The organism is Arthrobacter sp. UYNi723, from assembly GCF_054057635.1.
On the sequence record NZ_JBSRZM010000044.1, the window covers coordinates 1 to 20171 of the forward strand.

Consider the following 20171-nt stretch of genomic DNA (forward strand, 5'->3'; position numbering starts at 1 on the left):
CGCACGTCGCTGATCCTGCCCACGCTGGGGCGGACCGACAAGGACGACAAGCACCCCAAGGGCGCGCAGTTCCTGTCCGTGGAGGACTCCATGTCCGTGGTCCACTCCACCCAGGGCAGGCTGCAGCCGGTATCCGAACACCTGCTCGCCGAACCGGTGATCGTCGCGCGGATGGCAGAAGCGACCTTCGGGCCGGACCACCATGTGGCCTGGAAGGCGATGGCCGCGGACTACGACGTGGTCCGTGACCACATCTCCCGCGTCCTGCCCGGATTTGAGGACTTCAACGCGCGGATCCGGACCAGGAACGGCTTTGTGCTGCCCAACCCGCCACGGGACACCCGCTCGTTCAAGACGGACATCGGGCGCGGCCGCTTCACCGTCAGCCCGCTCGAATACCTCACCCCGCCGGACGGGCACCTGGTACTGCAGACCATCCGCAGCCACGACCAGTACAACACCACCTTCTACGGCCTCGACGACCGCTACCGCGGCATCTCGGGCGGCCGCCGCGTGATCCTGGTGCACCCCGAGGACCTGGCCGAGTTGGGCTTCCAGGACCGGGACCTCGTGGACGTGGTCAGCACCTTCCGCGGCCACGACCGGCAGGCGGACAAATTCCGGCTGGTCGCCTACCCCACGGCGAAGGGCTGCGCCGCCGCGTACTTCCCCGAAGCCAACGCCCTGGTCCACAAGGAAAACGTGGCCCGCGAATCCAACACCCCCGGATTCAAAGCAATGTTCGTGCGGTTCGTGCCGCACGCTGCTGATGCCTCCGCAGGAGCGGCGCCGGCGGGATAGCTCCCACCGCATGCTGCTGGCCCATCCAAGTGAATACGTGAGCCGGGAACGACGGCGACATTCCGGCAGGTCCGGAGTGTCGCCGTCGCTTTTTTGGTACCAATCCCGACCCGGCCACTGGCCAGCTGCTGCCTACAAAACCGGTCACAATCCGTTTCCGCGAAATCCCCTGAACCTTTGGGATCCCAAACTCTAATCTGAGTCACATTCCTGCATGCGGTAGAAGCATTCCGCATTATGGAAAACGCCCGCGAGGGACGGGCGGAACCGGAAACGTCGATGGTGATCCGGCCGCCCGCCATGGGCGCGTTGGTGATGTGGAGGTTCGCGCGCCGCAGTCCAGCTGCTGAGGCAAAGCCCGGGGTACCGGAGGCGGGCCCTCCACTACCTGAAGCATTCGTGGAAGGTGTACTCCCTGTCCCGTGCCCTGGCCGAGCCCTCGAAGACTCTCGGGAGGCCTCCAGCTGGCCCGGCGACCGGCTCCAGGTCGGCACCCGCATGTCCCGCCGGTCGAACTGATCACCCAGCGACTGCAGCGCGAAACCGACGCGTGGGGGAAACAAGTCACCCACCCACGGATCTCCCTGGGTGGGTGACTTTTCCTGGCCCGGTACGGTCGTGCTTAGTTGAGCCAGGAATCTACAACCTGCTGATTCGCGTCCACCCACTTCTTGGCCGCGGCCTCGGGCGTCATGCCGCCCTGGATGTCTGTGGCCACGGAGTTTTGATCCTCGTTGGTCCATTTGAAGGCCTTGGCCAGTTTGGCTGCAGGTGAGCCGCTGTCCTCGAACTTCTTGGAAATGATCTTGTTCAGCGTGTAGGTCGGGTAGTCGCAGGCCACCTTCTCGGGCTCGGCGTCGCAGCCTTCGGTCCACTCCGGCAGATTGACCTTCTTGAGTGGAACTTCGGACAGGAACCACTGCGGCTCGTAGAAGTAGCCGAGCAACGGCGTCTTGTTCTGCTCCGCCGTCCGGAACGACTGGATCAGCGCCGCTTCCGAACCAGAGAAAACCACCTTGTAGTCGAGGTTGAGGTTTTTGACCAGCGCCTCGTCATTGGTGACGAAGGCCGGGTCGCCGTCCAGGAGCTGGCCTTTTCCGCCGGATTCGGATGTTGCGAACATTGAAGCGTACTTGTTCAGGTTCTTGCTGTCGGTGATGTCCGGGTACTTTTCTGCCATCCACGGCGGTACGTACCAGCCGATATGTCCTTCATTGCCGGTAGGGCCGGCGTCGACAGCGACTTTCTGCTCCGTGATGTATTGCTTGGCCAGATCCTCATGCCCCCAGTTTTCGATCACCACGTCCACTTCGCCTGAGGCAAAGCCCTGCCAGGAGATCTGCTCGTTAAGGTCCTTCTGGACCACGGTGCAGCCAAGCTTGTTCTCCGCCACGTAGCTGTACACAGCGGCATTGGCCGTATACCCCACCCAAGCGTTCATCGCGACATTAACACTTCCGCAGGGCGCCTCGGCAGCACCGGTGGCAGCAGCCACCTGGTTCACCGAGGCGCCGCCGCAGCCTGCCAGCAGTAGGGCGGCGGCAGCGGCTCCTGCCACCGCCGGGACAGTTCGTTTCAACAGCAGTCCAGCTTTTTTCATCTTTGGTCTCCTTGTTGGGGGGAAATGCGTGGGGGTCCTCCATGCCCTGCGCCAGGCACAGGACGGTTACATGCGGTTAGGTTGATGGGGATTTGGGTGAGGGGATTTTCCGCACCGGGGTGGCTGCGGCAGCCTGGGTCATCCTGTCCAGCAGGATGCCGAGGAAGACAATTGCAAGGCCCGCGGCGAGGCCCTTGCCGAAGAGCGCGCTTTGGACAAAGCCGGCGACGACGTCGTACCCGAGGCCGCCTGCGCCCACAAGTGCACCAACCACCACCATGGCCAGGACGTAGATCAGCCCCTGGTTGGCAGCGAGGGCCAGCGTCTGCCTGGCCATCGGAAGCTGGACTTTGGTAATGACTTGCCAGGGCGTTGAACCGCTGGCAACTGCGGCTTCGACCACGGTGGGGGAAATCGCTGCGATGCCGTCGGCGGTGATCTTGATGGCTACTGGGGCGGCATAGATGATGCCTGCGATGATCGCGGTGAAGCGCGTGGCTCCGAAGAGGCCAAGGAACGGCACAAGATACACAAAGGCGGGCATCGTCTGGCCCGCATCAAGTAGGGGCCGCATGACCTGGTCCACCCGCTCGGACCGGCCCATGGCCACCCCGAAGATGACGCCCAGGACCATGACAACTGCGGTGGCCACCAGGGTTCCGGCAAGGGTGACCATGGAGTCGCTCCAGAGGCCGAGGTAGATGATCACGCCCAGGCAGGCCGTGGTCAGGGCAGCGAGCTTCCATCCGCCCAGCGCGTAGGCCGCAATGGCGATGACGGCGACGAGGATGTAGAAGGGTGTGTCCGTCAGCAAGGACTGGAACGGGTTGAGGATTCCGGTGGTGACGGCTTCCCGGAAGGACACCGTGAACAACGACAGGTTGCTCTGCATCCACTGGCTGGCTGAGGCCACCGCTTGGACGATGACCGGACCGATGTTGAGATCCTTGGGGAACGCTGCTGCCCACAGCATGGTCCGGGAGAACTGCACCATGGCCATTGCCAGCACCAGGGTGATGCCGAGGAGGATGTACCTGGTCCTGCGGGAAACCCTGCGGTTCCGGGCCGTCCCCGGGTCTGCGCGGCGGCTGGCGGCGGTGGTGACCCGGTCCAGCACGATCGCGAGCAGGACGATGGAGAGCCCGGCGTTGACAGCTGTGCCGACGTCGAGCGATTGCAGCGCCCGTACCACCACCTGGCCAAGCCCGGGCGCCGCGATCAGCGCCGCTATGGTGACCATGGACAGAGCCGCCATGGTGCTCTGGTTGATTCCCATGACGATGGTCCGCCGGGCCATGGGAAGCTGCAGGGTGACCAGCCGCTGCAGGCCCGTTGTGCCCAGCGAATCGGAGGCTTCACGGGTGTTCTCCGGGATGGCGCGGATGCCGTGTGCTGTCAGCCGGATCACGGGCGGTGCAGCGTAGATCACGGTGGCTATGACGGCCGACGCCGGGCCGATGAGGAAGACCAGGGCAAGCGGGGCCAGGTACACGAATGTCGGCAGGGTCTGCATGAAGTCCAGCACGGGCGTGATCACCTTGGCAACCCGGCCGTAGACGCCGGCCAGAACGCCGAGCGGGATCCCGGCCAGAAGGGTCAGCAGCACGGCCGTGAGGACCAGGGCGAACGTGTAGGTGGCTTCGAGGAACAGGCCCTGGAGGCCGAAGAACGTAAAGACGGCGACAGTCAGCAACGCGACCCGCGCGTTGCCGATCGCGAAGGCGATCCAACCCAGCAGGCCTACGGTTCCGAGCCAGCCGATCTCCGGCAGGCGCAGGCCCGTGGAACTCGCGGCAAAGGTGGTGATGAACAGGTTGGCCACGGCGTCGACGGCGGCACGCAAGGGAGTGAAGACGTACAGGAAGACAGGGTTGTCTGCGCGGTTCGCTGCTACCCATGCGTTGAACTGGTTCAGGGACCGGTGCAGGTCCGTCAGCTCTGAGGCGGGCAAGGTCAGGGTGGAGGTTCCGCGCAGGACAAGGAATCCCAGGATCCAGACAACGGCGGCGCCTCCCAGCAGGATGGTGCGGCGGCTCGGCCTGCGGCGCGGTTCACGGACGGGGTCGGGCGTGGGTTGCACCGTTGCCCGATCTCGGACGAGGGTAGACATTAGGCCGCTGCTTCCGCGGGCTGCAGCACCGACAGGATGCTGTCGCGGTCGATCTGCCCCGTAATCCTGCCGCCATCTTCCACCAGGACGGGGCAGGAGGAGTGCATGACCGCCGCTATGGCATCCCGGATGATCATCCGGGAACTGAGGACCGGCGCGTCTCCCGGCGTTCCGGCCGCCACGGGCCGGGTGATCCATTTCAGGGTCAGGACATCCGCGCGTGGGACCTCGGACACAAAATCCTCAATATACTTGTCCGCCGGGGACCCCACCAGGGCGTCCCCAGTACCGCACTGGACCATCTCGCCGTTGCGCATGATCAGGATGCGGTCCCCGAGCTTGAGCGCCTCGGACAGGTCATGGGTCACGAACACCATGGTCTTGCCCATGTCCTTGTGCAGCCGGATGACTTCCGCCTGCATGTCCCGGCGGATCAGCGGATCCAGCGCGGAGAACGGTTCGTCGAAGAGGATGGTGTCCGGATCGCCGGCCAGGGCCCGGCCCAGGCCGACGCGCTGCTGCATTCCCCCTGAAAGCTGGTCGGGGTAGTGCTGTTCGTAGCCTTTCAGGCCAACCAGCTCGATGATTTCCCGCGCCCTGGCGTAGCGTTCGTTCTTGGCCGCCCCGCGGATCTGCAGCCCGTAGGAGACGTTGTCCAGCACGGTGCGGTGGGGAAGGAGGCCGAAGTGCTGGAACACCATGGACATCTTCCGCCGGCGCAGTTCGCGGAGCTCGGCGACGCCTGCCTGCAGGACGTCCTTCCCGTCCACCAGGACCTGCCCTGATGTGGGTTCGATCAACCGGGTCAGACAGCGGATCAGGGTGGATTTGCCGGATCCGGAAAGTCCCATGACCACAAAGACCTCGCCCTTGGCCACGTCGAAGCACAGGTCGCGGACGGCTGCCACGCAGCCGGTGCGTTCCAGCAGCTCCGCGGAGTTGAGAGCCGAGAGCTCTGGATTGTTGGGGATCTTATCGCCCCCGGGTCCGAAGACCTTCCAGAGGTTGCGCACTGAGATGTCGGGGCTGTTCATTGCTGTACTCCTGCCTGTGGGGGCTCGAACCAGTGGCTGGGCTTGGGATTGATGTTTTGCCAGATGTGCTTGGTTTCGCGGTACTCTGCCAGACCTTGGAGCCCCAGTTCGCGGCCGTTTCCGGACTTGCCGAATCCGCCCCACTCTGCCTGGGGAACGTAGGGGTGGTAGTCGTTGATCCACACGGTGCCGTGGCGGAGGGCCCCGGCCACGCGCTGCGCCCGCGACCCGTCCTGCGTCCAGACGGCGCCGGCCAGCCCGTAGGCCGTGTCGTTGGCCAGCTTGATGGCTTCCTGCTCGGTGCGGAAGGTCTCCACGGTCAGGACTGGTCCGAACGACTCATCCTGGACTACGTCCATGGAGGTGTGGCAACCGTCCAGGACGGTGGGAGGGTAGTAGCTGCCGAGTGCCATCGCACCGGTGTCGGGGATATAGCCGCCGCACAGAAGCGTGGCTCCTTCGTCGATGCCGGCCTGGACGTAGGCGTGGACCTTGTCGCGGTGTGCAGCCGAGATCAGCGGGCCGGTCTCCGCGAGCTCGTCGAAGGGGCCGCCGAGCCGGATGGACTCTGCCCGGCGCACGAGTTCGGCCACGAAGTCGTCGTGGATTGATTCCTCGATGATGAGCCTCGTGCCGGCCGAGCAGACCTGCCCCGAGTGCAGGAACACCGCCGTGAGGGCGTTGTCCAGGGCTGACTCGCGGTCGGCATCGGCGAAAACGATGTTCGGATTCTTCCCGCCCAGTTCCAAGGCAACCCGCTTCACCGTGTTGGCCGCGGACTTCATGATGTTGATCCCGGTGGCCAGGCCACCGGTGAACGAGACCAGGTCAACGTCCGGGCTTTCGCTCAGGACTGCGCCGACGTCGGGACCGGTGCCTGTGACGAGGTTGGCGACCCCGGCCGGCAGCCCGGCCTCAAGGAGCGTATCCATCAGCAGGATGGAGGTGGAGGGAGTCAGCTCACTGGGTTTCAGGACGAAGGTATTGCCGGCCAACAAGGCCGGGGCCACCTTCCAGGACGCCTGCAGGAGGGGGTAGTTCCATGGCGTGATGAGCCCGCACACACCCACAGGGGCGTGGACCACCCGGCTGATGGTGTCTGGTATCCCGGTATCGATCACGCGGCCGGCGTCCGTTCCGGCGATGCCACCGTAGTACCTGAAGCAGGCGGCGATATCGTCGATGTCGTATTCCGCTTCGACGTAGCGTTTGCCTGTGTCGAGGGCTTCGGCCCGGGCGTAGAGCGCCTTGTCGCGTTCCAGCAGTTCGGCGGTGCGGAGCAGGACCTGTCCGCGTTCCTTCTCGCTGGTGCCGGGCCACGCGCCGCCGTCGAAAGCCCTGCGGGCGCTGGCAACCGCGGCCTCGGCATCGGCGGCCGTGGATTCGGCGACCTCGGCGACTTTTTCACCGTCCGCCGGGCATGTGATGACCCGCGTTTTCCCGGCGCCGGATTCGCTCCACCGGCCGTCCATGAAGAGGCCGCGTACCGGCGCCGCATCCTGGTCCATCACGGTCCGGCTGTCGATCCCGGCAAGCTGAACGCCGCTCATGAGCGACCCAGGATTGGTGCGGCTTCGGGAGCCACTGCGGATTCGTGCCGGTAGAAGTCCGCGTGCTCGGGTGCCAGCGGCGTACGACCCAGGATGAGGTCCGCGGCCTTTTCGGCGAGCATCATTACCGGGGCGTAGATGTTGCCGTTCGTCACGTAGGGCATAGCGGAGGCATCCGCCACGCGGAGCCCCGAGGTGCCGTGGACCTTCATGGTGAGCGGATCCACCACCGCCAGGGGGTCGGAGGCCGGGCCTATCTTGGCGGTGCAGGAGGGGTGGAGCGCCGTTTCGGCATCCCGGGCCACCCAGTCGAGGATCTCCTCGTCCGTCTGGACGGAGGGGCCGGGCGAGAGTTCGCCGCCACTGTAGGGCGCGAGGGCCGGCTGGGAGAGGATGTCGCGGGTGACCCGGATGGCCTCCACCCATTCGCGCCGATCCTGGTCCGTGGACAGGTAGTTGAACTGCATGGACGGGTGCGCGGCGGGGTCCGTGGACGTGATCTTCAGGCTACCTCTGGCGTCGGAGTACATGGGGCCCACGTGGACCTGATACCCGTGCTTGGCGTCGGCTTTCTGGCCGTCGTAGCGCACAGCCACCGGCAGGAAGTGGAACATCAGGTTGGGGTAGGCGACGTCTTCGTTGGAGCGGACGAACCCGCCTCCTTCGAAGTGGTTGGTGGCTGCGGGGCCCTTGCGGCCGAGCAGCCACTGGAGTCCGATCAGCGGGTAGCGCCAGAGGCTGAGGTTCGGCTGCATCGAAACGGGCTGTGTGCAGGAGTGCTGGACGTACACTTCCAGGTGGTCCTGCAGGTTTTCGCCGACTCCCGGCAGGTCCACCACGGGCTTGATGCCCAGCGACAACAGGAGCGCGGAATCCCCCACGCCGGAGAGCTGCAGCAACTGGGGCGTATTGATCGCGCCGCCGCACAGCACCACTTCCTTGGCGTTGACCGTGTGCAGCCGGCCGTTCCGGCGGTAGGTGACCCCTGTGGCCGTTGTGCCGTCGAAATTGACCTTGGCCGCAAGCGCCCGGGTGCGGACCGTCAGGTTTTTCCGGCCCTTATTGGGGCGCAGATAGGCACGTGACGCCGAGAGCCGCTGGCCCTTGTGGACGTTTCGGTCGAACGGGCCGAAGCCCTCCTGCCGGTACCCGTTGACGTCATCGGTGCGCTTGTGGCCCGCCTCCTCGGAGGCGCGGAAGAAGGCCTGGAACAGGGGATTGCGGGCGGGCCCGCGCTCCAGGACCAGGGGTCCGTCATGGCCGCGCAGTTCATCGTCCGGAGCTGCGGCGAGCGCGGTTTCCATGCGCTTGAAGTAGGGCAGGCAATGCGCGAAATCCCAGGTTTCCATGCCGGCGTCAGCTCCCCAGCGTTCGTAGTCCAGGGGGTTGCCGCGCTGGAAGATCATGCCGTTGATCGAGCTGGAGCCGCCCAGCACCTTGCCGCGGGCGTGGGCGATCCTGCGGCCGTGCATGCGGGGTTCGGGGTCGGATTCGTATTGCCAGTCGTAGAACCTGTTGCCACTAGGGAAGGTCAGGGCCGCCGGCATCTGGATGAAAAGGTCCCACGGGTAGTCGCTGCGGCCCGCTTCAAGGACCAGCACGGTGTGCGTCCCGTCCGCGCTTAGCCTGTCCGCCAGGACGGATCCGGCGCTTCCGCCGCCTACAATCACGTAGTCGTAGCTCTCGTTCGTCATCAGGTAAATCTCCTTGGGGCGTGGTCTGGAGTCGTGTTGAAGGGCCTGGATGGCTTCGGTTCAGCCGCGCAGGCGTTCCATGCCCGGGTCCACCAGCGGCTCGGCTGACACAGTTGCGGCGACCCGGGTGCCGAAGTATTCGATTTCCACGGCATCGCCTTCGGAGGTGCTGGCCGGGAGCCAGGCGTAGGCAATCGGCCGCTTCACCGTGTAGCCGTAGGCCGCGCTGGTCACGTAACCGGCGGCTTCGCCCTTGAAATACACGGGTTCCTTGCCCAGCACCACCGAAGTGCCGTCGTCGACCGTCAGGCAGCGCAGCTGCATGGCAGCCGGTTGCGCGCGGCGTTCGGCGAGGGCTTCGGCACCCACGAAGGAGTCCTTGTTCTTGGCGATCGAGAAGCCCAGGCCTGCCTGGTAAGGCTCGTGTTCGGGCGTCATGTCCGTCCCCCAGAGCCGGTATCCCTTTTCTAACCGGAGACTGTTGAAGGCGCCACGGCCGGCGGCGATAATGCCCTGTTCCTGGCCGGCCTCGAAGAGGAGGTCCCACAGCTTCAGTCCGTGTTCGGCGGTGGTGTACAGCTCCCAGCCCAGCTCGCCCACATAGGACAGCCGCATGGCCGTCACGGGGATGCCGCCGATCCGCACCTGCTTGGTACGGAAGTAACGAAGACCGTCATTGGTGAAATCATCGGTGCTGACCTTAGCAATAACTTCGCGTGCCAGCGGCCCCCAGAGCCCGATGCAGCAGGTGGATCCCGTAATGTCGCGGATCTGGACCCACTGGCTGACATCATCAGCTGTCTGCTTGCGGGCCTCCCGGGTGAAGTAGTCGAAGTCGATGTTGCCGTTGGCGCCTACTTGGAACGTGGTCTCCGTGAGCCGTGCGATCGTGATATCACTACGGATGCCGCCGTCGTCGTTCAACAGAAGGCAGTAGGTAACGGCGCCGGGCTTCTTGTCGATCTGCCCGGCGCTGAGGCGCTGCAGCAAGGCCAGCGCGCCGGGACCCGAGACTTCCAGCCGCTTGAGTGCCGTCATGTCGTAAAGCGCGACGGCGGTGCGCGTCTTCCATGCCTCGGCGGCGGAAATGGGGGAGCTGAACATTGCGGCCCAGGGGCCGCGTTCGGGCGCCTTCCATTCAGCCGGCAGCTCGTCCAGGAGCGGGCGGTTGGCCTCGAACCAGTGCGGGCGCTCCCAGCCGCCGGCCTCGAGGAAGAACGCTCCCAGTTCCTTCTGCCGGCAGTTGAACGGGCTGACGCGCAGGTCCCGGGGTGATTCGCGCGGCTGCAGCGGGTGCAGGATGTCGTAGATCTCAACGAAGTTCTGCTGTGAGGTCTCACTGACGTAGCTCTCGGCGGTCTGCGCGGCCTCGAATCGCGAGACTTCGCACTCGTGAAGCGGGATGCGGGACTGGCCCTCGATCAGCAGTTCGGCTAGCGCACGTGCGACGCCCGCCGAATGCGTCACCCAGACCGCCTCCGCGACGTAGAACCCGTCAAGCTCCGGCGCCTGGCCGATGAGTGGTCCGCCGTCCGGGGTGAAGGAGAAGATTCCGTTGAAGCCGTCGGCGATCTCCGCGCCGCGGAGGGCGGGCAGCAGTTGCCGGCTGTCCTCCCAGCAGGGGAGGAAATCCTCCTCGGTGAATTCGAGCCGGGAAGGCATGCGGTGCTCGGACATCTGCCCTGGTGCCACCTCCGGCAGCTGGTCCAGGTCCACGGGCATGGGGCGGTGGGCATAGGAGCCGATTCCGATCCTGTCTCCGTGCTCACGGAAATAGAGGTCCTTGTCCTGGTGCCGGAGAATGGGCATGCGGGCGCCGTTAGAGGGGTCCAGGGGGTTGGCGCCCACGAGTTCCGGCACCGTCGTGGTCTTGACATACTGGTGGGCCAGCGGCAGCAGCGGCACGGCCATGCCAGCCATCGCGCCGATCTTGGGGCCCCAGAAGCCGGCGCAGGAGACCACGATGTCCGCCGGGACCACGCCGTCGGGAGTCTGGACACCGGTGACCTTTCCGCCGGCCTGCTCGATCCCGGTCACCGGGGTTGATCCGATGAACGTGACGCCGGCGGCCGTGGCCTTGCGGATGAGCAACTGAACGGCGCGGGCTGCGGACGCGAGGCCGTCGGACGGGACGTAGAGGCCGCCGAGGGCCATGTCGGGATTCAGCAGCGGATAGTGCTTGCTGCACTCGTCGGGGTCGATGATCCTGCCCTCGATGCCCCATGAGGTTGCGTAGCCGAGCTTCCGCTTGAGGTCCTCAAGCCGTTCGGGGGTGGTGGCGATCTCCAGGCCGCCCACCTGGTTGAAGCAGGAGACACCCTCGTCGCTCAGGGAGAGGAGCTTGTCCACGGTGTAGGCGGCGAACTGCATCATTGTCTTGGACGGGTTGGTCTGGAACACCAGGCCGGGCGCGTGCGACGTGGAGCCGCCGGCGAGGTTGAGCGGTCCCTGATCCAGTACGGTGACGCTGGTCCAGCCTCGGGTGGCCAACTCGTCTGCCAGATTCGCACCGACAATGCCGGCGCCGATGATGACGACGCGGGGTGTAGCGCTCATACGGAAGCTCCTGTTCGTGACTTACTGCGTGCATGGAAGCGGCCCTTGGGGGCCAGCGGTGTGGCTCTAGCGGAAAACGACGGTCCGGGAGCCGTTGAGGAGGACGCGGTGTTGGCAATGCCACTTCACCGCGCGGGAGAGGGCGATCGCTTCGGCGTCACGGCCTGCCGTTACCAGGGAATCCGGGTCCACGCCGTGGTCCACCCGGAAGACTTCCTGCTCGATGATGGGACCTTCGTCGAGGTCGCCGGTGACGTAGTGGGCAGTGGCCCCGACCACCTTCACGCCGCGTTCATAGGCCTGGTGGTAGGGCTTGGCCCCTTTGAATCCGGGCAGGAAAGAATGGTGGATGTTGATGGCCCGGCCGTGGAGTTCCCGGCAGAGGCCGTCGGAGAGCACCTGCATGTAGCGGGCCAGCACCACAAGGTCCGCGTCGTATTCGTCCACGAGTTCCAGGAGCCGGGACTCCGCCTGCGGTTTGGTGGACGCCGTTACGGGTACGTGGACGAAGGGAAGCCCTGCTGTTTCCGCCATCGGGCGCAGGTCCTCATGGTTGGAGACGACGGCGGCGATGTCCGCCCCCAGGCTCCCGGCGCGCCAGCGGAAAATGAGGTCATTGAGGCAGTGGCCGAACTTGGAGACCATCACCAGGATGCGCTGCGGCCTGTCGTCGTGGAAGCTGTAGGACATACCGAACTCGCCGGCGATCTCCGCGAAGTCGGCCGCAAGGGAATCGGCCGTGCTGGCGGCGCTGCCGGCACGATTGCCAGCAGTTCCTGCCAGCGTGCCGGTGAAGGCGGTGCGCAGGAAGAGGGTATTGCTGACGTGGTCGTCGAACTGCTGGTGCTCGGCGATGTCGAAGCCGCGCATCGCGAGGAAGCTGGACACGGCGTGGACGATCCCACGGCGCTCGGGACAGGCAACGGTGAGGACGAACGGCGTCGCCTGCTGCCCGGATCCCGCCAGTTTCTGCCCGACGGGGGCCGCGAAACGGGTCCGTTCCTGCAGCTCGTAGCTCAGTTGTAGGGTCAAGAACTTCACCTCTTAGCTTGAAATGGAGTACTGCCTGATGGTGCCTAGACGTGGCCGTTGACGGTCAGGCCCGGTGGAAGATTGGGTGCCTCGCTGGATTCCTCGACCATGATCTGGCCGTCCACCACGGAGACCTTGTGGACTCGCACCGGCAGCTTGGCCGGCGGGGCGTCCACTTCGCCCGTGCGGAGATTGAATTTGGATGCGTGAAGGGGGCATTCCACCTCGCAGCCTTCCACCCACCCGTCTGCGAGCGACGCGTCCTGATGGGTGCAGGTGTCGTCCAGGGCGAAGAGCTCGCCGTCCTCTGTGTGGAAGACAGCGATTGGTGGGGACGTGTCGAGACGGACTGCGTCTCCGGGGGCCAATGCGGTGAGTGGGCAGGCGATGTGCATCTGATAAACCTCTTTCCCAGTTGATGGGGTCAGCCCGGCCAGCGGGTTGTGCCATCATCAACGCCGATCACAATACGCAACAGAGTGATCTATGCCACTCCGCCTTGTCAAGGGGGTCCCGCTTAACAAAACGAACCCTTGACACCCCCTTATGGTCTGCGTCACGCTGTCTCGCATACAGAACGTTGTTGCGTCATACGCAATTTGTTGCATTCGTGTAACGGGAAGGCGGCCATGCAGACACTGGCAATAGTGGGGGCGTCCTTGGCGGGAATCTCGGCCGCACGTGCCGCACGTGCCCAAGGCTTCGCCGGAAGGCTCATCCTGATCGGTGACGAACCGCAGCGGCCCTACGACAGGCCGCCCCTGTCCAAGGATTTCCTGGCGGGAAAAATCAGTCCGGAACACCTTCTCCTGGAGACGCCAGAAGAACGTCAAGGCGGAGATCCGCTCCAGGCCGAGTGGCTGCTGGGATCAGCGGCCCGCAGCCTGGATGCCGAGACCCGGACGTTAACACTCAACGACGGCACGGAAATAAAAGCCGACGGCGTGGTCATCGCCACGGGGTCATCCGCGCGGACGCTGCCTGAACTCGCCGGGCTGGCGAACGTCTTTACCCTGCGGACCGTGGACGACGCGCAGGACCTGGCTCCCGAACTGGTGCCGGGGACCAGGCTCGTCATCGTCGGCGCCGGTTTCATCGGCGCCGAGGTGGCCTCCACCGCCTGCGCCCTCGGGGTTGAAGTCACCGTCGTCTGCTCGGGCGCCGTTCCGCTCGGCCGCCCTCTGGGTGCGGAGATGGCGGGAACCCTGGCCGCGTTACATGGAATTAACGGGGTGGAGCTGATTTGTGACGCGGCCATCGAGTCCTATTACAGCGGCGAGGGAGTTGTCACTGGACTGCGCCTCGCGGACGGCCGCTACGTGCCAGCCGACGTCGTGCTGGTCGCAATCGGGGCCGTGCCCAACACGGCCTGGCTTGCCGGCTCCGGCATCGAGCTCGGCGACGGCGTCCTGTGCGATCCGATGGGCCGGACCAACGTGCCGGGCGTGGTCGCCGTCGGCGACTGTGCTGCATGGCTGGACGAAGAGTCCGGAAAGTACCGCCGCGTGGAGCACTGGAGCGGCGCCGTGGAGCGCCCACCGCTCGCCGTTACGGCGCTCCTGGACCCCGGGGCCGCCCGTCAGCCGCTGAACCTGCCGTATTTCTGGTCCGACCAGTACAACGTCAGGATCCAGTTCGCCGGTCACGCCCGCGACGCCGACAGGGTGGACATTGAGGCCGGAGATCCCGCGGCTCACAGTTTCTTGGCCGTCTATTACCGCGGCGGCCAGCCTGTAGCCGTCCTTGGCGCCAACCAGCCCCGCCTCTTCACCAAGTGGCGGCGGCAACTGAACGCCGCACGAGCCGCAGCTATGCACGCCCCTCCGGCCCAGACCACCGCTGCCCAGCCTGCGCTGGCAGCATCCGCCAGTTTCGCCTAATCCCGATACACCTTCCAAACCCCGACGTCAGTCACCGCAAAGGAGTAAGAATGACCACCGAAGTCTTCACGCCCAGCCTGATCCCCACGCTCCCGGGCCAGGCCTACGTCAGCGAAGAGATCTTCCGCGCCGAGCAGGAGCGGATCTTCGAGCAGATGTGGTTCTGCGCCATCCGCTCGGCCGACCTGGACAAGCCCGGCGCCTGGCGGACAGTCCAGATCGGGCGGGAGAGCGTGCTGATCAGCCGCACCCGCAAGGGCGGCATCCGCGCCTTCTACAACGTGTGCCGGCACCGCGGCGTCAAGCTGTGCATGGAGGAGCAAGGCGAAGCTGCGCGCTCCTTCCAGTGCCCCTACCACGCCTGGACCTACGACTTTGAAGGCAAGCTCATTGCGGCTCCCAACCTGACCAAGATGCCGGACATCGACCGGGACGAGTACGGGCTCGTGAAGGTCCACATCCGCGAGTACCTCGGGTATGTGTGGGTCTGCCTTGCCGACGAGCCGCCGTCGTTCGAAGCGGATGTCATGGGCGCCATCGAGGAACGGCTCGGGGACCTGCGCGCGGTGGAGGACTATGACATCGCCAATCTGAGCCTGGGCCGCCGCATTAAGTACGACGTCAAGGCCAACTGGAAGCTCATCATCGAGAACTTCATGGAGTGCTACCACTGCGCCACCATCCACCCCGAACTCACGGAGGTGCTGCCTGAATTTGCTGACGGCCTGGCCGCCCAGTACTTCGTGGGCCACGGCGCCGAATTTGGCGAGGACATTAAGGGCTTCACCATCGACGGCTCCGAAGGTCTGGACCGGATTCCGGGCGTAGGCGAGGACCAGGACCGCCGCTACTACGCGGTAACCATCAAGCCGACGGTCTTCGTAAACCTGGTTCCGGACCACGTGATCATCCACCGCATGTTTCCCATGGCCGCTGACCACACCATCGTTGAATGCGACTGGCTGTACCTTCCCAGCGTTGTGGAAAGCGGCAAGGATGTCAGCGCCTCGGTGGAACTTTTCCACCGAGTCAACGAGCAGGATTTCGACGCCTGCGAGCGCTGCCAGCCAGCCATGGGCTCAAAGGTCTATGCCAAGGGTGGCGTGCTGGTCCCGAGCGAGCACCACATCGGCGCGTTCCACGACTGGGTACAGCAGAAGGTGGGGGACGCCACGCCCGGCCATTAGGCCCTGTTTCCGCTGATGGAGCCCGCCGAAACCCTGGTTTCGACGGGCTCCATCAGTTTTACCGCCGGGAGTAACCCATCTTGGCGCTGATCTGCAGTCCGGCCTGTTTCAGCGCCTCGAGGAGTCCCGGCGCCGTTTCCGGATCAAAGCGGAAGGCCGGGCCGGAGATGCTGACCGCACCGATGACCGCACCCACATGGTTGTACACGGGCACGGCCATCGAGTTGAGCCCTATCTCAAACTCCTCCCGCACCACCCCGTAGCCGTCGCGGGCGACGTCGAGCAGCTGGGTTTCGAGCTTGTGCCGGTTGGTGATGCTCCGCGGGGTCCGGGCAGGCAGCCCGGTCTCCTTCAGGATCCGGTCCCGCTCATCAGCCGAGAGCGCCGCCAGCAGGACCTTCCCGCTCGACGTCGCGTGGAGCGGCGTCAGGCTGCCCACCCAGTCGTACGTGGCAAGGGTTGACGGCCCCATGGCCTGGTCCACGTTGACGGCGTAGTTGGAGCGCAGGACCGCGAGGTTCACTGTCTCCTTGAATTCCTCGGCCAGGCTTTCCAGCACGGGCCGGGCCTCACGGACCAGGCTGAGCCGCCCGGGGATGGAGCTTGCCAGCCGCAGGATGCCAAAGCCCAGCTGGTACTTTCCGCGCTCGCTGTTCTGGTGGACCATTTCCCTGCTCACCAGCGAACCAAGCAGCCGGGAGACGGTGGACTTGTGGATGCCCATCTCCTCGGCGATGTCGCTCACGCCGGCGTGGCCGTCGCGCGCCAGGATCTCCAGGACCGCCAGGGCCCGGTCCACTGACTGGACGCCGCCGTGCTGGCCGGCCTCCGCATCGACGTCTGATTCGGGGCCATTGTTCGAAGCCATGATCCATACTCTCAAGTAGTGTGCGGCGGCTTGCGTGCCCGCCGCGAGGCCGCCTGTAGCGTCCTCTCGGTTGGTTCCACGCTTTCGATCCTATGCCGCCAGACGCGTGGGAGCCGGTATTGCGTTACGCGCCTAGAAGTCAGCGCAGACCGTTGCTGTGGGCCATCGCGATCGCTTCGGTGCGGGATGAGGCGCCCACCTTCCGGTAGATGTTGCGGAGGTGGAACTTCACCGTGTTCTCGCTGATGTGCAGTTTCGCGGCGATGGCCCGGTTGCGCTGGCTGGCGGCCAGCAGCTGGAGGACCTCCAGTTCGCGCTCCCCCAGCTTCCAGTCGGAGACGTCGGCCAGCGGCCGGGCCGGCGGGTCGAGCGGGAGGGAAACCGCGACGTCGGCACCCCAGCCGGGCATCACATCCACCGACATGCTGCCGTCCAGGGCTTCGACGCGCTGGGCGAGCCGGGCCATGGCGGGTGCCGTCGCGGACAGTTCGCCGGCGCCGTCGTCGCGGACGTTGACCAGGAGGTTCTCGCCGTCGTAATCCCACTGCGTGCGGATCCGGCGGACTCTCGCCTGGTCCACCATGGCCAGGACCAAGCCGCGGACAATTGCCCGGGCCGCGTGGGCCACCTCGCCGGGCAGGGCGCGGCCGTTGACGGGAGGTTCGATGAACTGGACGTCGATGCCGCTGAAGTTCATCAGCGGTTTCAGGTCCTCGCGGAGGCGCTGGAACGCCGTTGTGACCGGCTCCTCCACCAGTTCCGCGGTGCGGTCGTTGAGCGTGCGGAGTCCCACCAGGGCCTTGGCCGCGACGTCGGTGGCGGACTTCCGCGCCGCGTCGTCACTCAGCGCGGGCGACCTCAGCGCGGCGAGCAGGGTTTCGAGGGTGGTGGAGTGGTGGTCCACCAGTTCGGCGGTCACCCTGACGCGCTCGGCCGACGCCGCGCGGGATTCGATGACGTACGACGGCGGCGCATCGGCCACCTTTTCCCGGATGCGCTCGGCCGCCAGCTTCCAGAGGTAGCGGAGCATCCGTTCTGCCTCGGCGTGGCCAGCGCAATCGGAACTGTTGAACGGTCAGCGAGAGCCTGTGTTGCTCGGGTCAGGGGCGCCAGCCCGCCATGATCAGGCCCGTGAAAGAAAGCCAGGAGCAGGCCCGATAGGGCCGCTCCTCCTGCGCCCTTGAGGGCAGATCTTCGGGAAAATTCCGGGGTCATCATTTGGTCTCCTCAGTCCGTCGGGGTTCCGCCGTCATTGCCGGAACTCTGCATTGGAGCTACTCAACGGCAGGGTGAGAGGAGGAATAAAGAAGTAGCGCGCGGACCCCAAGATGTTCAACAATGAACTCAACCGCCGCGCGATTCAAGGGAGTTACATGCGTACTGCATTTTCAACCTTGGGTTGTCCTGAGGCCGGCCTGGAGCAGGTGATAGCTCTTGCCCGCGAGCATTGCATCGACGGACTGGAGCTGAGGATCCACGACGACGGTATCGTCAGCCGAAACATGGAGCGTTCCGCACGAGAACAGGTGCGCGGCTCAGTCTCACGCGCGGGACTCTCCGTACTGAGTCTGGGCAGCTACATCAAAATATGCCAACCGGGACCGGATGACGTGGTGCTAGGCCAGCTCCGCACCTCACTGGAGCTGGCCGCAGACGTTGGCGCTGAAGCTGTGAGGGTTTTCCCGGGCGCTGGAACCGAACCTACAGCGGAAGCCCGTGCAGGAGCGCTGAAAGAGCTAGAAGTGAGAGGCTCGACGCGTTTGGCTGCGGCTGCTCGTGTTGCTGAGCGGCTGGGGGTAAAGCTGCTATTAGAGACCCACGATTCGCATCCACGAGGTGCCGATATTGCCAGGATCCTCGCCCCTGTTGGAGCACAGGCTCCTGTTGGGGCCATCTGGGACGTTATGCATCCATGGCGGTCAGGCGAAGGTGCGGCCGAAACACTTCATAGCCTTGGGAAGCGGTTTGAATACGTCCAGTTCAAGGATGCAACCATGGATCGGCCGACCGGTGAGCTGAAGATGACCCTGCCCGGAGCCGGAGATATACCGTTGCGGCGGATTCTTGAACTGATCGAGGCGCAGACAGCCGAAGGCGACTCGCAGTGGATCTCGCTGGAGTGGGAAAAGGCTTGGCACCCGGAACTGCCAGGGCTGTCCGAAGCTCTGGTCGCGTTTCGAGCTGTCCTGGGTCGGTCAGTCGGAACCCCAACGCGCCAGGAGTCACCCCCTGGCACTGAGCGCCTGCCCGCATATCACCAGCTCCCGCGGAAGCGGGTTCGTCTGCCGTGGCTGAGTGAATACAACGACCAACCGCCGGTCAATCCGGGGCGAAGGATTGCAGCGGTGTTTTCATTCACTGGGCGGACGTTCCGTCAATCAGGCGCTCGTGGGGGCGTTTCGACAACAAGATCAAGCGACAAAGCGGTCGCCAAAGTTGTCTCATGCAACCAGCTGTACACAGAATTCGTTATCGGCGCTTGAAAATCGGTTACAAGAGTGTTTCATTCCTCACGGCAAGGGCGCTCGACCGCTCCGGAGGGGGATTACGCCGGGGTGACAAATCCTTGGAAGGCTGCCGTCAGATGCGGACCGCCATGGTGGCCATCAAAGCGCTGCCAGAAGCTGAGTCTGAGATCGCCTCGGCTCTAAATCAAAAGCTTGCACGCAGTGAGATAGTTCACTCCGACTCGGGGCCCGATCCCGCTCTCATAGCGAACGGATCCCCCTTCCGCCCAGGCGTGCGGTGACTTTCTGGGCTGCGCTGGCGCAGGATTCGCCTAGTGCCTGCAGGCGGTCCTGGGAGACGCGGAACCTCGGCGCAGGGATCAGGACTGCGGCCACTACGTCGCCCCGGTGGCCGTAGACGGGTGCCGAGACCCCCACTTCGTCAATGGAGGATTCGCCGTAGTTTATGGCCCAGCCGCGTCGGGCGTCGTCCTTGAGCCGGACCATGTAGGCATCCAGGCTGGACTCATCCAACCCTGCATAGGTGATGGCCCCGCTGCGCAGGAGGGTACGGACACGTTCTTCCGGTTCCTGCGCGAGGAAGACCTGCACGGAGGAGCTCATGGCGTCCCTGTAGCGGGCGCCGAGCGGGGTGGTGTGTTTTATCTGGTGATGGCTGGCGATCTGTTCCACACACATTGACTCGCTACCATTCCACACCATGAGTGCGCTGGTTTCGCCGGTCTGTTCGGTGAGTTCCTGTAAGACCGGATAGGCGACGCGCCGTTCCTCCAGTTCGGCCAGTAACGGGCCGGCGACCGCGATCAGGCCCAGTCCAAGGCGGAAACGGCGCGTTTCCGCGTCCCGCTCCACGAGGTGTTCCTGTTCGAAAGTGGCGAGGATCCGTGACACCGTGCTCTTATGCAGGCCCACCCGGTTGGCGATCTCCGTGACGCCAAGGAGCGGTTCGTCAGCCGTGAATGACCTCAGGACGGCAATCGCGTTGACGATGACCGAGGCGCCTTTGGCATCGCCGTTGCCTATGGTGTCACTGGGTTTTGTTGCGCTCATGGTGCTACCCATCATTCCCTATTAGAGCCGGAAGGCGGCGCCGCCTGGTGCGGCGCCGCTCCCGTGCGCGAAAATCGGCAGAGTCAGGCTCCGATGATGTTGTACTCGGGGCCGAACGGGAACTTGGTGATGTTTTCGGCGCCGTCGTCGCCCACTACCAGGATGTCGTGTTCGCGGTAGCCGCCGGCACCCGGCTGGCCATCCAGGACGGTAATCATGGGTTCCATGGAGACCACCATGCCCGGTTCCAGCACGGTGTCGATGTCCTCGCGGAGCTCCAGCCCGGCTTCGCGGCCGTAGTAGTGGCTGAGGACGCCGAAGGAGTGTCCGTAGCCGAACGT

15 protein-coding genes and 1 pseudogene are annotated in these 20171 nt (G+C 65.0%); 4 read left to right on the plus strand and 12 right to left on the minus strand.

The features are described 5' to 3' along the window. On the plus strand, window positions 1–801 hold an 801-nt coding region (locus ACVWY0_RS21135; protein ID WP_485838433.1), incomplete at its 5' end, for a molybdopterin dinucleotide binding domain-containing protein. Between the two features lie 622 nt (window positions 802–1423). On the opposite strand, the gene ACVWY0_RS21140 is transcribed toward ACVWY0_RS21135, so the two are convergent. From ACVWY0_RS21140 to ACVWY0_RS21175, 8 genes are all read right to left on the minus strand, one after another. Further along, the gene (locus ACVWY0_RS21140) at window positions 1424–2401 is read right to left on the minus strand and encodes an ABC transporter substrate-binding protein (RefSeq protein WP_485838434.1); all 978 of its coding nucleotides are present in this window, start codon (window positions 2399–2401) and stop codon (window positions 1424–1426) included. A gap of 76 nt (window positions 2402–2477) precedes the next feature. Next, window positions 2478–4511 carry an ABC transporter permease gene (locus ACVWY0_RS21145; protein ID WP_485838435.1) on the minus strand — a complete coding sequence of 678 codons (2034 nt, stop codon included), beginning with the start codon at window positions 4509–4511 and terminating at the stop codon, window positions 2478–2480. After that, window positions 4511–5545: a quaternary amine ABC transporter ATP-binding protein gene (locus ACVWY0_RS21150; protein ID WP_485838436.1), complete on the minus strand. Its 1035-nt coding sequence runs from the start codon at window positions 5543–5545 to the stop codon at window positions 4511–4513. Before ACVWY0_RS21150 ends, ACVWY0_RS21145 begins: the two co-directional genes overlap by 1 nt. Then, the gene (locus ACVWY0_RS21155) at window positions 5542–7053 is read right to left on the minus strand and encodes an aldehyde dehydrogenase family protein (RefSeq protein WP_485838444.1); all 1512 of its coding nucleotides are present in this window, start codon (window positions 7051–7053) and stop codon (window positions 5542–5544) included. Before ACVWY0_RS21155 ends, ACVWY0_RS21150 begins: the two co-directional genes overlap by 4 nt. A gap of 38 nt (window positions 7054–7091) precedes the next feature. Next, window positions 7092–8789 carry a choline dehydrogenase gene (gene betA / locus ACVWY0_RS21160; protein ID WP_485838437.1) on the minus strand — a complete coding sequence of 566 codons (1698 nt, stop codon included), beginning with the start codon at window positions 8787–8789 and terminating at the stop codon, window positions 7092–7094. Between the two features lie 60 nt (window positions 8790–8849). Next, window positions 8850–11345 (minus strand): GcvT family protein, encoded by a 2496-nt coding sequence (locus ACVWY0_RS21165; protein ID WP_485838438.1) that lies wholly within the window; start codon window positions 11343–11345, stop codon window positions 8850–8852. 66 nt (window positions 11346–11411) lie between these two features. Beyond that, window positions 11412–12311, minus strand: a complete 900-nt coding sequence (gene purU, locus ACVWY0_RS21170; protein ID WP_485838445.1) for a formyltetrahydrofolate deformylase — start codon at window positions 12309–12311, stop codon at window positions 11412–11414. 110 nt (window positions 12312–12421) lie between these two features. Then, window positions 12422–12772, minus strand: a complete 351-nt coding sequence (locus tag ACVWY0_RS21175) for a bifunctional 3-phenylpropionate/cinnamic acid dioxygenase ferredoxin subunit (protein WP_160675681.1) — start codon at window positions 12770–12772, stop codon at window positions 12422–12424. Window positions 12773–13006: 234 nt separating this feature from the next. Here ACVWY0_RS21175 and ACVWY0_RS21180 point away from each other — a divergent pair, with 234 nt between their 5' ends. Both ACVWY0_RS21180 and ACVWY0_RS21185 read left to right on the plus strand, forming a co-directional pair. Then, window positions 13007–14257, plus strand: coding sequence for an NAD(P)/FAD-dependent oxidoreductase (locus ACVWY0_RS21180; protein WP_485838439.1), 1251 nt, complete (start codon window positions 13007–13009; stop codon window positions 14255–14257). Between the two features lie 50 nt (window positions 14258–14307). Beyond that, the gene (locus tag ACVWY0_RS21185) at window positions 14308–15444 is read left to right on the plus strand and encodes an aromatic ring-hydroxylating oxygenase subunit alpha (protein WP_485838440.1); all 1137 of its coding nucleotides are present in this window, start codon (window positions 14308–14310) and stop codon (window positions 15442–15444) included. 58 nt (window positions 15445–15502) lie between these two features. Here ACVWY0_RS21185 and ACVWY0_RS21190 read toward each other — a convergent pair whose 3' ends face one another. Beyond that, complete coding sequence (locus tag ACVWY0_RS21190) at window positions 15503–16312, minus strand: IclR family transcriptional regulator (RefSeq protein ID WP_485838441.1); 810 nt, start codon at window positions 16310–16312, stop codon at window positions 15503–15505. A gap of 139 nt (window positions 16313–16451) precedes the next feature. Further along, window positions 16452–17342 (minus strand): annotated as a pseudogene (locus ACVWY0_RS21195) (helix-turn-helix transcriptional regulator); the annotation flags it as partial. A gap of 298 nt (window positions 17343–17640) precedes the next feature. Between ACVWY0_RS21195 and ACVWY0_RS21200 the strand changes: the two are divergent. Further along, entirely contained in the window at window positions 17641–18795 is a 1155-nt protein-coding gene (locus ACVWY0_RS21200) for a sugar phosphate isomerase/epimerase family protein (RefSeq protein WP_485838442.1), read from the plus strand. 225 nt (window positions 18796–19020) lie between these two features. Here the strand turns inward: ACVWY0_RS21200 and ACVWY0_RS21205 are convergent, their stop codons facing one another. Beyond that, entirely contained in the window at window positions 19021–19842 is an 822-nt protein-coding gene (locus ACVWY0_RS21205; RefSeq protein ID WP_485838446.1) for an IclR family transcriptional regulator, read from the minus strand. Between the two features lie 71 nt (window positions 19843–19913). Beyond that, a partial coding sequence (locus ACVWY0_RS21210; RefSeq protein ID WP_485838443.1) for a M24 family metallopeptidase occupies window positions 19914–20171 on the minus strand: 258 nt, incomplete at its 5' end.